General features: G+C 72.7%; 12 protein-coding genes. 4 read left to right on the forward strand and 8 right to left on the reverse strand.

Going from position 1 to position 13,215, the window contains the following annotated elements; translation table 11 throughout:
- Positions 1-28 precede the first annotated feature (28 nt).
- Positions 29-637: an NADH-quinone oxidoreductase subunit J gene (locus tag O7625_RS03610; protein ID WP_282344282.1), complete on the reverse strand. Its 609-nt coding sequence runs from the start codon at positions 635-637 to the stop codon at positions 29-31.
- The gene (locus O7625_RS03615; RefSeq protein WP_282344284.1) at positions 634-1,332 is read right to left on the reverse strand and encodes a 4Fe-4S binding protein; all 699 of its coding nucleotides are present in this window, start codon (positions 1,330-1,332) and stop codon (positions 634-636) included. The genes O7625_RS03610 and O7625_RS03615 overlap by 4 nt, the downstream gene beginning before the upstream one ends.
- 139 nt (positions 1,333-1,471) lie before the next feature.
- Here O7625_RS03615 and O7625_RS03620 point away from each other — a divergent pair, with 139 nt between their 5' ends.
- A complete protein-coding gene (locus O7625_RS03620) occupies positions 1,472-2,047 on the forward strand; it encodes a Uma2 family endonuclease (RefSeq protein ID WP_282344287.1) in 576 nt (191 codons plus the stop codon).
- Here the strand turns inward: O7625_RS03620 and O7625_RS03625 are convergent.
- Positions 2,028-2,450: an ester cyclase gene (locus tag O7625_RS03625; protein WP_282344288.1), complete on the reverse strand. Its 423-nt coding sequence runs from the start codon at positions 2,448-2,450 to the stop codon at positions 2,028-2,030. The genes O7625_RS03620 and O7625_RS03625 overlap by 20 nt on opposite strands.
- Positions 2,451-3,060: 610 nt before the next feature.
- On the opposite strand from O7625_RS03625, the gene O7625_RS03630 reads away from it, so the two are divergent.
- A complete protein-coding gene (locus O7625_RS03630; protein ID WP_282344289.1) occupies positions 3,061-4,107 on the forward strand; it encodes a glutathione S-transferase C-terminal domain-containing protein in 1,047 nt (348 codons plus the stop codon).
- A 219-nt stretch (positions 4,108-4,326) separates the two neighbouring features.
- On the forward strand, positions 4,327-5,640 hold the full coding sequence (locus O7625_RS03635) for a S8 family peptidase (RefSeq protein WP_282344291.1): 1,314 nt from the start codon (positions 4,327-4,329) through the stop codon (positions 5,638-5,640).
- Positions 5,641-5,768: 128 nt separating this feature from the next.
- Here O7625_RS03635 and nuoH read toward each other — a convergent pair whose 3' ends face one another.
- Both nuoH and O7625_RS03645 read right to left on the reverse strand, forming a co-directional pair.
- The gene (nuoH, locus tag O7625_RS03640) at positions 5,769-6,734 is read right to left on the reverse strand and encodes an NADH-quinone oxidoreductase subunit NuoH (protein WP_282344293.1); all 966 of its coding nucleotides are present in this window, start codon (positions 6,732-6,734) and stop codon (positions 5,769-5,771) included.
- A complete protein-coding gene (locus O7625_RS03645) occupies positions 6,734-7,486 on the reverse strand; it encodes an NADH-quinone oxidoreductase subunit C (RefSeq protein WP_282344295.1) in 753 nt (250 codons plus the stop codon). The genes nuoH and O7625_RS03645 overlap by 1 nt, the downstream gene beginning before the upstream one ends.
- 262 nt (positions 7,487-7,748) lie before the next feature.
- On the opposite strand from O7625_RS03645, the gene O7625_RS03650 reads away from it, so the two are divergent.
- Positions 7,749-8,795 (forward strand): glucose 1-dehydrogenase, encoded by a 1,047-nt coding sequence (locus O7625_RS03650; protein WP_067315333.1) that lies wholly within the window; start codon positions 7,749-7,751, stop codon positions 8,793-8,795.
- A 49-nt stretch (positions 8,796-8,844) separates the two neighbouring features.
- Here O7625_RS03650 and O7625_RS03655 read toward each other — a convergent pair whose 3' ends face one another.
- From O7625_RS03655 to O7625_RS03665, 3 genes are all read right to left on the reverse strand, one after another.
- Complete coding sequence (locus tag O7625_RS03655) at positions 8,845-10,161, reverse strand: DUF2252 domain-containing protein (protein ID WP_067315339.1); 1,317 nt, start codon at positions 10,159-10,161, stop codon at positions 8,845-8,847.
- Between the two features lie 178 nt (positions 10,162-10,339).
- Positions 10,340-12,235 (reverse strand): carboxypeptidase-like regulatory domain-containing protein, encoded by a 1,896-nt coding sequence (locus O7625_RS03660; protein WP_282344297.1) that lies wholly within the window; start codon positions 12,233-12,235, stop codon positions 10,340-10,342.
- Between the two features lie 235 nt (positions 12,236-12,470).
- Positions 12,471-13,049 (reverse strand): NADH-quinone oxidoreductase subunit B, encoded by a 579-nt coding sequence (locus tag O7625_RS03665; protein ID WP_067315337.1) that lies wholly within the window; start codon positions 13,047-13,049, stop codon positions 12,471-12,473.
- Positions 13,050-13,215: the final 166 nt, after the last annotated feature.

Consider the following 13,215-nt stretch of genomic DNA (forward strand, 5'->3'; position numbering starts at 1 on the left):
TGCGGGGCCCGCAGACCCGGCTCACTCCTCACCGGACCACACCCCTGTTACCGAGGGTGGACCGGTCCTCGGCGGCCGGCGCGGGCCGGGCCGGCGGGGTGACGGGGGTGGCGGGGCGGTCCGAGGGGGCGGCGTCGGGGCGGCGGCCGATGTCCGGACGGGACAGGACGACCGCGCCGACCAGGGCGGACAGCAGCAGCACCGACAGCACCTCGAACGGCAGGACCCAGGAGCGGAACACCTGCTCGCCGATGCCCTCGGCGGTGCCCGCCGCCGGCAGGTCCACCGTCGACCAGCGGAACGCGTCGACCAGCAGCGCGGTCAGGCCCAACCCGACGCCGCCGCCGATCAGGGCCGCCGGCCAGCCCGGCCGGTCCAGGTCGTCGGAGGCCCCGATCGGGGCACGGGTCAGCATCACCGCGAACAGCAGCAGCACCACCACCGCGCCCACGTAGATCAGCACCTGCACCCAGGCGACCAGCTCGGCGGTGAGCACCAGGTAGTCGCCGGCCAGCGCGCCCAGGCAGAGCACCAGGTAGAGGCCGGCCCGGACCAGGTGCTTCGTGGCGACCACCAGCACCCCCGACCCGACCGCCACCGCGCCCAGGGCGAGCAGCAGCACGTCCGCACCGGTCACCGGGGGGCACCTCCGTCGTCGGCGGGGCCGGGCTCGGGGGCGGCCGGTTCGACGCCGGACCCGGCCGGGTCGGAGTCGCGGGCGGCGGCCGGGCCGGCAGTGCGCGGGGCGGAGGCGCGGGGGGTGGCGGGAGCGGGCTCGGGGCGTACCACGGTGGGGCGGGCGGCGGAGCTGGTCGGGGCGGCGGCCTTGCGCGCGGCGGTGGTCTCCTCCTTGGCCGGCTCACCGTGCGGGTCGTGCGCGGGCGGTGGCGGCACGGTGGCCATCCACTGGCCGAGGTGGTCCTTGTCGTGCAGCAGGTCCTTGATGTCGTACTCGGCGTACTCGAACTCCGGCGACCAGTAGAGGGCGTCGAACGGGCAGACCTCGATGCAGATGCCGCAGTACATGCAGAGCGAGAAGTCGATGTCGAACTTGTCGAGGACGTTGCGCTGGCGGGGACGGGCCGCGCCGGCCACCGCCACCTCCTCCTTGTGCGAGTCGATGTAGATGCACCAGTCGGGGCACTCCCGGGCGCAGAGCATGCAGACCGTGCAGTTCTCGGTCAGCAGTGCGATCACGCCCCGGGAGCGGGGCGGCAGCTCGGGGGCGACGTCCGGGTACTGCTGGGTGGTCGACCGGCGGGTCATCGTCTTCAACGTGACCGCCAGCCCCTTCACCAGTCCTTCGCCGGGAAGCCCGCCGCGCTCGCTCACCGTGTCGCCCCGATTCGCCCGCCGCGCTCGCTCATGGGGTCATCCTGCCCTGTGACCACGGCGTGCGCGACCACCACCCGGCGTTTGCCGGCGTTACCCTCACGGGTGGGGAGAACGACGCACCGGAAAGGACCGACCGATGACCGCCGCGTTGCAGAACGACTATCCGCCCGAGGGCGGCTGGACGACCGACGATCTGGACGCGCTGCCCGCGGACGGCCGCCGCCGCGAACTTCTCGATGGAGTGCTGCTCGTGTCCCCCTCCCCCACCCGTGTCCACCAGACCATCGCGATGCGACTTGGCGTCGCGCTCGAAGAGGAGTGTCCCGACGACTACGACGTGACCCAGGCCGTGGAGGTGCGGATCAACCGGACCCGCTCGTTCATCCCCGACGTGCTGGTGACCACGTCCACCGCCGCCGCCCGCGAACCGTCCCGGTACGAGCCGCACGAGGTGGTGCTGGCCGTCGAGATCGTCTCCCCCAGCACCCGCTCCATCGACCGGGTGCTCAAGCCGACCCTCTACGCGCAGGCCGGCATCCCGTTCTACTGGCGGATCGAGGTGGAGGACGACGGCCTGGTCGTGCACACCTACAAGATCGACGCGGTGAACGAGGTCTACCGGGAGACCGGGCGGTGGACGAAGTTCGTCGACACCGGCGAGCCGTTCCCGGTGAACCTGTCGATCGCCCGGATCACGCCCCGGCGTCGGTGAGCGGCGGCAGCATCTCCACACCCAACTGTTGCAGCAGTTGGAACAGCTCGTTGACGCTCCACACGTCGACGATCCGCCCGGCGGCGTCGAACCGCAGGAACGTCGCCCCGGAGTAGCTGACCACCTGCCCGGTCGGCGGCACCGGCCCGAACTGCCCCGCCTGGGTGCCGGCGGCCCGCCAGCGCAGCGCCACCCGGTCCCCGGCCGCCACCACGTCCACCAGCTTGTAGCGCAGGTCGGGGAAGGCGGCCCGGCGGTCACGGTGCCAGGCCAGCACCGCCGCCGGGCCGGTGCCGCCGAGCCCCGGGCACTCCTCGGCCACCAGCTCGTACGCCGACTCCTCGCGGCCGGCGTTCCACACGTCGGCCACGAACCGCCGGGCCACCGCCGCCACGTCGATCATGTGGCCAGCCTAAGGCGGACCGGCCCCGCGCCAGCCGGTCGAGGTCGGCGCGGGCCGGCCCCGGGCTCGGACGAGCGCCCGGTACGTGCCCCGAGCTCAGTCCAGCGCCCGGTCCGTGCGCTGAGCTTGATCAGATGACGAGAGCTTGATCAGATGACGAAAATGTGGACGACACGCCGGGCAAGCACGTTCAGATCAACACCGTTGCGTTAACGCCGTGGGCGGCTGGTCAACCCGGGACAGGAAGTGCCCGATCGGGAAGCGGGGGCCTACTTGGCGATCATGGAGTTGTGGTGCCGATTTTGGGGGTTTTACGGGCGTTTTGTTACCCACCGCAACTCCATGATCGGCGAGGCAGTGCTGGTTGACGAACAGCCGTTCCGCCTAACGCAACGGTGTTGACGTTCAGATCGCAATTTGATCATGGCGTCTCACCTGCTGGTTGACGCGCCGGGAGGGTACGGGGGCGGGTCGACCGTCAGGCTGGGCGCATCGGTCCTTCCGGCCCGGGCACGCTGATCCGGCCAGCCAGCCGCCCCGGACGCCGTTGTGCTGCCCCGGGGCGGAAGAACCGCCATGATGGGAGCCGAAGCGGACGAAGGGCGACACCATGGCGGAGAGCAACGGCACGACGGCGACCCAGAGCGGCGGCAAGTACGTCGAGCCGGGCGGCGAGTTCACCCGGGACCAGCGCTACATCGCCACCCGGATCACCGCCGACGGGCGGGACGGCTACCCCGTCGAGCCGGACCGCTACCGCCTGGTGGTCAGCCGGGCCTGCCCGTGGGCCAACCGCATGATCATCGTACGGCGGCTGCTCGGGCTGGAGGAGGCGCTGCCGATGGCGGTGGCCGGGCCCACCCACGACGCCCGGAGCTGGACGTTCGACCTGGACCCGGGCGGGCGCGACCCGGTGCTCGGCATCGAGCGGCTGGCCGAGGCGTTCTTCGCCCGCTACCCCGACTACGACCGGGGGATCACCGTGCCGGCGATCGTCGACGTGCCGACCGGGCAGGTGGTCACCAACGACTACGCGCAGATGACCCTGGACCTGTCCACCGAGTGGACGGCGTACCACCGCGAGGGTGCCCCGCAGCTCTACCCGGAGCACCTGCGCGCCGAGATCGACGAGGTGAACGCCGTGGTGTTCGCCGACGTCAACAACGGGGTCTACCGGTGCGGCTTCGCCGGCTCGCAGGAGGCGTACGAGAAGGCGTACCGGCGGTTGTTCGACCGGCTGGACTGGCTCAGCGACCGGCTGGCCGGCCAGCGCTACCTGGTCGGCGACACCATCACCGAGGCCGACGTGCGGCTGTTCACCACGCTGGCCCGCTTCGACCCGGTCTACCACGGTCACTTCAAGTGCAACCGGCAGAAGCTGAGCGAGATGCCGGTGCTGTGGGCGTACGCCCGGGACCTGTTCGCCACCCCCGGATTCGGCGACACCATCGACTTCGACCACATCAAACGGCACTACTACGAGGTGCACCGGGACATCAACCCGACCGGGGTGGTGCCGCTCGGCCCGGACCTGGTCAACTGGCTCAGCCCGCACGGGCGGGAGGCCCTCGGCGGCCGACCGTTCGGCGACGGCACTCCCCCGCCGCCCCCGCCGCCCGGCGAGCAGGTGCCGCCGGAGCACACCCCGATCGGCTGAGCCACCACCGACCACGCGCCCCTGCCCGGCCTGCCGGGTGGGGGCGCACGACTGTGCCCACCGCCGGACACTGAGAGGTGTCACACATTCACCTTCAGTGCCCAAGAGTTAACACGATGGTCAATATGACCTGTTGGAGTAGGGGAGTCCGTCGCTGCGATTTCCGTCGATGGCGGACTCACGTCCACTACGGACTCCCCTCTTGAGGAGGAACGAGCCTTGCGCAAGCTGGGTAGCACAGCCGCACGTCTGGGCGTACTCGCCGGTGTTCTCGTCGGCGCGCTCGCCACCACCAACGCCGCCGTCGCGGCCCCGGGCACCCCCGGCCCCGGACGGGCCGCGCCCGCGCCGCTGCTGGCCGGTGGCGCGGAGGCCGCGCCGGACCGGTACATCGTCGTCCTGGACGACAAGCCGGTCAGCGGCGAGCGCACCGCCCGCCTCGCCCGCACCTCCCAGTCGGTCACCGTCGCCGAGCGGGCCGGCGGCACCGTACTGAACCGCTACACCCAGGTCCTCGACGGGTACGCCGCGGTGCTGCCGCCGGCCGCCCTCGCCGCCGTCCGCAGCGACCCGGCCGTGCAGTACGTGGAGCGGGACACCCGCATCCACGGCGGGCTGACCACCACCGGGCCGGAGTTGACCGCACCGGCCACCGCCCGGACCGGCCGGGCCCAGGCCCGGGGCGGGTCCATTCAGGCCGTGCAGAGCAACCCGCCGTCGTGGGGGCTGGACCGTATCGACCAGCGCAACCTGCCGCTGAGCAACAGCTTCGGCTACACCACGACCGGTTCCGGGGTGACCGCCTACGTGGTCGACTCCGGCATCCGGGCCACCCACGTCGACTTCGGCACCCGGGCCGCCGGGGTCTACGACGCGGTCGGCGACGGCAACGGCACCAACGACTGCCACGGCCACGGCACCCACGTCGCCGGCACCGTCGGCGGGAGCACCTACGGGGTCGCCAAGTCGGTGACCATCCGGGCGGTCCGGGTCCTCCAGTGTGACAACTCCGGGTGGAGCACCGACCTGATCGAGGGGGTCGACTGGCTGGCCACCAACCACGCGACCGTCTCGGTGGCGAACTTCAGCCTCCAGGGGTACGGCACCTCCGCGAACACCTCGATCGAGAACCTGATCGACCACGGCGTGTACCCGGTCTTCATCGCCAACAACTTCAACACCGACGCCTGCACCAACGGCCCCCGCTCCAGCCGGGGGATCACCGTCGCGGCCACCGACGTCAACGACAACCGGGCCTCGTTCTCCAGCTACGGGACCTGCGTCGACATCTTCGCCCCGGGGGTGGACATCACCTCCGCCGGCATCGCCTCGAACACCGCCGTGGCCAGCGGCTGGTCCGGCACCTCGATGGCGGCCCCGCACGTCACCGGTTGGCTGGCCCGCTACCGGCAGACCAACCCGTCGGCCACCCTCGCCACGGCCAAGAGCGCGCTGATCAGCGCGGCCACCACCGGCAAGGTGGTCAACCCGGGGACCGGCTCCCCCAACCGCCTGCTCTACGCCGCGCCGTGAGCGCGCCGGAGGGGTCCGGGATCACTCCCGGACCCCTCCGGGCCGCACCGCACTGCCCAGGCCTTACCGCACTGCCGGGGCCTGACCGCACTGCCGGACCGCACCGCACGCCCGGGCCGCAGCGCCGCTCAACTCAGCGAGAGACGCACCGCGGCGGTGAGGACCAGCTGGGCCAGGGCCGCCGGCACCAGGACCAGCCAGCACAGCCGCTGGAGCTGGTCCTCTCGCAGCCGGGGGAACGACACCCGCAGCCAGATGATCACGAACGACACGGCGAAGACCTTCAGCAGGGTCCACAACCAGCCGAGCTGCGCGTCGGCGAACGGCCCCTGCCAGCCGCCGAGGAAGAGCACTGTGGTCAGCGCGGCGATCACCACGATGCCGACGTACTCGGCGAGCAGGAAGAACGCGAACCGCAGCCCGGTGTACTCGGTCATGTAGCCGAAGACCAGCTCCGAGTCGGCGACCGGCATGTCGAACGGGGGCCGGCGGATCTCGGCCAGCCCGGCCACGAAAAACACGATCATCGCGGGGGCCTGCCAGAACAGCCACCACGGCTGCCACGCCTCGACGATCCCGCCGAGGCTCAGCGTCCCGGCCGCCATCGCCACCGAGGCGGCGGCCAGCACCAGCGGCAGCTCGTAGCCGAGCAGCTGGGCCGCCCCGCGCAACCCGCCGAGCAGGCTGTACTTGTTGGCCGAGGCCCACGCCGACATCAGCACCGCCACCACGCCGACGCCGACCACCGCCAGCACGAAGAACAGGCCGATGTCCAGCGGCTGCCCGACCAGGTCGCCCGGGCCGAGCGGGATCACCAGCAGCACCAGCAGGTAGGGCACCAGGGCCACCACCGGGGCCAGCCGGAACACCGCCCGGTCCGCCTCGCGCGGGGTGATGTCCTCCTTCTGGACGAACTTGATCCCGTCGGCGACGAGCTGCGCCCAGCCGTGGAAGCCCCCGGCGTACATCGGACCGAGCCGGCCCTGCATGTGCGCCATCACCTTGTGCTCGGCCTGGCCGACGATCAGCGGCAGGGTGAGGAACGCGACCAGCACACCGCCGATCCGGATCACCAGCTCCAACCAGGTCGGCATCAGGCCGTACCCCCCTCGTCGCCGCCCCGGTCGTCGCGTGCCGGGCCGTCGCCGGCCGCGCCGGAGCGGGAGGTACGCGGCGGGGCGGCCCCCGCGGGCCGGGCCGGCCGCTCCCGGGGCGCGCGGGCCGGACCGCCGCGCGGCCCGTCACCCACGGTCACCGGCCCGGCCGGGGCCGGCACCGTGCCCCACTCGCCCGGGGCGGGCACCCCGGGCGGGCGGACCGCCCGGCGACCCCCACCGGCCTCCGACTCGCCCGGCTCCTTCGCCCCCGGCCACGGCTTCGCCACCCGGGAGGCGAGCACGAACTCCTTACGCAACGGGTGACCCTCGAACTCCGGCGGAAGCAGCAACGGGGTCAACCCCCGGTGGCCGGCGAAGTCCACGCCGAACATCTCGTGGGTCTCCCGCTCGTGCCAGGCCGCCCCGGGGAAGACGTCGACCACCGACGCCACCGTCGGGGTCTCCCTGGGCACCCGGGTCCGCAGCAGCACCCCGTGCCGGTGCCGGGTCGACCAGAGGTGCACCACGATGTCGAAGCCGCCGGCCAACTCGTCGACCGCGGAGAGCCAGTCGAAGAAGTCACAGGCCAGCTCGGCGTCGTCGCGGACCGCGCGGAGCGTGTCCGCCCAGGCCGTCGGGGGTACGTCGACGGTGCCCCGGGCATGGGCCTGCCCACCGGACACCGACGCGGTCGCCTCGACCGGCGCGAGCAGCGCGATTACCCGCCGACCGACCTCTTCCGGAGTCATGCGGTCGATCCTATGGCCGCCACCCCGGCCCCGGGTGCGCCCGTCCGGTCGTCCGCGCCCGACGGGTGCCTGGATGAGGTGAGCGGAACGACGCCGCCCGCTGTGCCGGACCCGCGCGCCTGCCGTCTCAGGGCGGGGAGGGCGGGCATCTGTCGCCGTCCCGAGCGGCCGGGGTGGGCATCTGCCGCCTTGCCCGGCGGGCGGGACCGGGCATCTGCCGCTTTGCCGGGCGGGACGGGGCGGGGCGGGGAAAGATGGGACCGTGCGCGCTGTGACGGTGACTCCCGGGGTCCGCGACTCGCTGCGGCTGGTGCAGGACTGGCCGGAGCCGGCGGCCGAGGAGGGCGCCATCCTGGTCGAGGCGCTCGCCGTCGGCATCTGCGGCACCGACCAGGAGATCATCTCCGGGGACTACGGCGAGGCCCCGCCCGGCCAGCGGGAGCTGGTGCTCGGCCACGAGTCGCTCGGCCGGGTGCTGGAGGACCCGTCCGGCACCCTGCAAGCCGGCGACCTGGTGGCCGGCATCGTCCGGCACCCCGACCCGGTGCCCTGCCCGAACTGCGCGGTCGACGAGTGGGACATGTGCCGCAACGGCCGGTACACCGAGCACGGGATCAAGGGGCTTTCCGGTTTCGCCCGGGACCGCTGGCGGGTGCAGCCCAAGTTCGCCGTCGGGCTCGACCCGGTCCTCACCCCGGTCGGCATGCTGCTGGAACCGGCCAGCGTGGTGGCGAAGGCGTGGGACCACATCTCCCGGATCGGCACCCGCGCCGAGTGGAAACCGCAGACCGTGCTGGTCACCGGCGCCGGGCCGATCGGGCTGCTGGCGGCCCTGCTGGCCGTCCAGCGGGGGCTGTCGGTGCACGTGCTGGACCGCAACACCACCGGGCCGAAGCCGGACCTGGTCCGGGCGCTCGGCGCGACGTACCACGCGGTGCCGGTGAACGACCTGGACTTCGAGCCGGACGTGGTGGTCGAGTGCACCGGAGCGCCGACGGTGGTGCTGGACGCCATGTGCAAGGTCGGTCCGGCCGGGATCGTCTGCCTCACCGGCGTCTCCAGCGGGGGCCGGACCATCGACTTCGACGCCGGGGCGCTCAACCGGGCGCTGGTGCTGGAGAACAACGTGGTCTTCGGCTCGGTCAACGCCAACCGGCGGCACTGGGAGACGGCCGCCCAGGCCCTCACCCGGGCCGACCAGTCCTGGCTGAACGCGCTGATCACCCGCCGGGTGCCGGTGTCGGCGTACGCCCAGGCGTACGCCCACACCGACGACGACATCAAGGTGGTGCTGGAGTTCGACCGGTGAACGTCGACCGGCGACCGCCCGACGTGCACCGGGCGCGCGCCGGGCCGGCTCAGATGCCGGGCAGCCGGCCGTTGCGGAACAGGTCGACGAAGAGCTGGTGATCGGTGCGGGCCTGCACGCCGTACCGGTGGGCGAACTCGACCAGGTGCCCGACGAAGCCGTCGGTGTCGTCGCCGACCGCCGCGACGATCGCCTCCTCGGTGGAGTAGTCCACCAGGTCGTGGCTGGACTCGTCGTCGGCCACCGAGTGCATCCGGGCCACCGCCCGACCCAGGTCGGCGAGCACCCCGGCCAGCTCCTCGGGCTCGTTGACGTCCGACCAGTCCAGGTCGGCGGCGTACGGTGAGACCTCGGCGACGAGCTGACCGGCCCCGTCCAGCTCGGTGAAGCCCAGCCACGGGTCGGCGTGCGCCTGCAACGCCCGTTGCGACTCGGCCGTCCGGTGCCCCTGGTGCCGGAAGTAGCCCCGGACCCGCTCGTCGTCGATGTGCCGGGCCACCGCCGGCACCTGCGCCTGCTTCATGTAGATGACCACGTCGTTCTCCAGGGCCTCGGTGTGCCCCTCCAGCAGCAGGTTGTACGACGGCAGCCCGGCCGAGCCGATGCCCACCCCCTTGCGCAGCACCACGTCCTTGATCTGGGTGGCGACCGGACGCAGCCGGGCCGTCGCCTCGGGCAGCGTGTCCAGGTAGCCGGTGAACGCGGCGCAGACCCGCTCCCGGGTCTCCCCGTCGATCTCGTAGACCCCGTCACCGAGGGCGAACCGCCGCTCGTAGTTGTCGACGGTGGTCTGCGCGGCCAGCAGGTCCACCCGGGTGTTCAGGCGGGCCTGCTGGAGCACCCGGCGCAGCACCCCGTCGGCGTTGTCCAGGGTGATCGAGCCGATCGCGTCGTCCCCACCGGCGGCGATGGCCCGCAGCTCGGTCAGGTACGACCGGGCGAACCCGGTGACCAGCTCGCCGATCGCCCGGTCCGACAGCGCCTTGGCGTAGCCGAGCAGCGCCACGCTGGCGGCCAGCCGCTTGAGGTCCCAGGAGAACGGCCCGACGTACGCCTCGTCGAAGTCGTTGACGTTGAACACCAGGTGCCCGGAGCCGTTCATGTAGGTGCCGAAGTTCTCCGCGTGCAGGTCGCCGTGGATCCACACCCGGCTGGTCCGCTCGTCGAGGAACGCGTCGTCGGCGAACCCGCCGCGCTGGTCGGCGTAGAACAGGGCGGCGCTGCCCCGGTAGAAGGCGAACGGCGAGGCGGCCATCTTGCGGAACTTGCGGCGGAACGCCGCCGGGTCGAGCGCCATCGACGCGCCGAACTCCTCGGTCAGCACGTCGACGATGAAGGCGGAACGCTTGTCCGCAGAGTCGGTCATGAAGCGCACGCTAATCCCCGCCCGCCAGCGGGGCGCTCGGCCGGCCGGGTGGCCCGGGACGGCGTTCAGCCGGCCGGGTGACCCGGGACGGCGTTCAGCCGGGTGGCCCGGGACGGCGCTCGGCCGGGTGGCCCGGGGCGGCGGGACGGACCCGCCTGGCCACCCGGCCGGCCGACGCTCAGCGTAGGCTGTCGGCCGCCCTCGTCTGGGACGCCACCAGCGGCGCGCGTGCGCAGGTACGGGTCATGTCGGCCGTGACCGTGGTGGTCGCCCCGGCCCGTACCGCGACCGGAATCGGGTTACGGCCCGGGGCGCCGTACCAGCAGCTCCGTTCGGTGTCCGCGTACTCGACGTAGACGTCCTGGGTGCGGTGGCCGGGCAGGCTGAACGTGCCGTCCCGGGCGATGTTGGCGTACGACGGGCTGGTGATGTCCCCCGTCCGCGCGTGGTACGTCCAGACGTAGCCCGCGTCCACCGGGCCGGCGCCCTCGGTGACCCGCCCGGCCAGCACGCCACCGGCGGTCAGCGTGGCGTCCATGGTCGCGGTGCCCCCGGCGGTGACCGGGGTGAGCGTGGCGGAGAACCGGTCCGCGACGTCCCCGGACCACTGCCAGGCGTACCCGGTGTTGGCCAGCGGCGTGAACTCCACCGGCCAGCGGTACGGCCCCAGGTCGGTGATCGTGTACCGGCCCTGCGCGTTGGTGCAGTTCGCGCCGAAGACCGAGCCCTGGCCGGGGTGGAAGGCGAACGGGTAGGTGCAGATCCCGGGGACCGCCGCGCCGGCCGGGTTGCGGACCGTGCCGGTGAGGCTGCCCGGCGGGTCCATCCGGATCGTCGGAATGGTGATCGTCTGCCCCGGCTTCAGGGTGACGGTCAGCGCCTCCCGCTGGTCCCCGCTGCCCCCGTCGGCGGTGACCCACTGGTTCCCGTACCGCTTGGTGGGCGGCACCCACGGGTGGACCGCCTGGTAGGCGTAGAGCTGGAAGGTCTCCGCGGTGGAGAACGGGCCGATCGCCAGCCGGCCGTCGTCCCCGGCGCAGGTGCTGCCCATCCGGGCGGACTGTCCGCCGCCCCTCGGCCGGACCGTCCGGACGCAGATGTCCTCGGCCGGCTCGCCGGTCGCCGCGTCCAGCACGGACGTGGTGACCGCCGCACCGGGACGCAGCTGGAACGCGACCCGGGTGAGCTGCCCCCGGGTGATCTCGTAGTAGTCCGGCGTCTCGTCGAGGCTGAAGTACGACGCCCCGCCGGTGACGGAGAGCTTCCAGAAGCCGGGCCGGACCCGGGGCACCCGGACCACCCCGTCGACGCCGCAGGCGTCCGCGTCGTTGCCGCCGGTGGACAGCACGCTCAGGCAGGGCCGGGGCACCGGCAGGCCGGTGACCGCGTCGGTGACCCGCGCCTCGACCGAGCCCATCGGCAGGAAGCTCTCGTCCACCACCACCGCGTCCCCGTCGGTGAGGGTGAACACCGTCCCCTCCTCCTGGCTCTCCTTCCCCGGCACCCACTGGAAGCCACGCACGTTGTCCGACACCGAGATCCGGTAGCGGCCGGGCGGCAGGTCGCGCAGGGCGTATCGGCCCGCGCCCAGGTCCCAGGTGTAGGCGATGGCCTCGTAGAAGAAGTCCACCCCGTACACCGTGACGGTGGCGTCGGTGGCCACACCGTTCTCGTCGGTGATCGTGCCACTGATGCCGGCCGAGCCGCGGCCGAGCGTGAAGTTCCGTTCGATCAGCTCGTCCGGGGGGAAGTAGACCGAGTCCGCGTTCAGATGGTCGGGGGCGCGGTACCACCACTCGGTGCGCAGGCCGGCGGCGTGCATCCGCACCTTGTAGGTCGCGGTGCCGCCCGGGCTGGGGAGGGTGTACCGGCCGTCGGCGTCCGTGCAGTGCTCGGCGACGACGTCGGTGGGTGAGGTGTGTACGGCGAAACAGGCGTTCGGGACGGGCACGCCGTCGGGATCGCTGACCAGCCCGGTGTACCCGGCGGTGGCGGCGGCGGCCGGAGCCGCCAGGAGTGTGGCGGTGGCGAGCGCCGCAAGGAGAGCGGCCCCCGTGGCTCGCATCGATGTCATGCCCCGCAAGATAGCGACGACCGCCGACATTGAAGATCATCCTGTCGGTTCGTCCGCGGCACCGGTCGGCCGCGATCGGTGGCCGTCGCCGGATCGCCGCCCGGCTCCCGATGGCGGCCGGGGACCGGGACACCTCGGGCGGGTCGGTGACCGGGCGGAACGGTCAGCCGGCCGAGGGACCGTCGACCAGGGCGGGCGGTCAGCCGGCCGAGGGACCGGTGACCATGGCGACCAGTCAGCCGGCCGGCGGGCGGACCGGGGGTGCGGTGAGCGACTCGACCGGGCGCGGCGGGCCGCCGTCGGCGGGCGTGACGTCGGCGGGTGGGGCCAGCGGGTCGGTGCGGTCCACGCCGCCGATGCCGGACTGCTCGGCGGCGATCCGCTCCTGGAGGCGGAGGATGCCGTGCAGCAGCGCCTCCGGCCGGGGCGGGCAGCCGGGCACGTAGACGTCGACCGGGATGAGCTGGTCCACCCCCTTGGTCACCGAGTACGAGTCCCAGTACGGGCCGCCGCAGTTGGAGCAGGCGCCGAAGGAGATCACGTACTTCGGCTCGGGCATCTGGTCGTACAGCCGCTTGATCGCCGGTGCCATCTTGTCGGTCACCGTGCCGGAGACCACCATCAGGTCGGCCTGCCGGGGGCCGTGGGCGAACGGGATCACGCCCAGCCGAATGAAGTCGTGCCGGCCCATGCTGGTGGCGATGAACTCGATCGCGCAGCAGGCCAGGCCGAAGTTGAACACCCAGAGCGAGTAGCGGCGGCCCCAGTTGAGGACGAACCGGATCGGCTCGCCGAGCACTCCCGGCACCTGCACGACCGCCTCCCGTCCCGTCCGACCACACCCGGTCCCCGACGAACAGTCAACCACAGCCACCCGACGTAGCCCCCTGCGCTGGCCGGCGCTCCTCCGGCGCCCCGGCCTGACCCCGGTGATCAAGAGGTTTGTGTCACCTCCACACCGAACGTTGACCCAAACCTCT

It is taken from the genome of Micromonospora sp. WMMD714, from assembly GCF_029581315.1.
Classification (GTDB): Bacteria; Actinomycetota; Actinomycetes; order Mycobacteriales; family Micromonosporaceae; genus Micromonospora; species Micromonospora rifamycinica.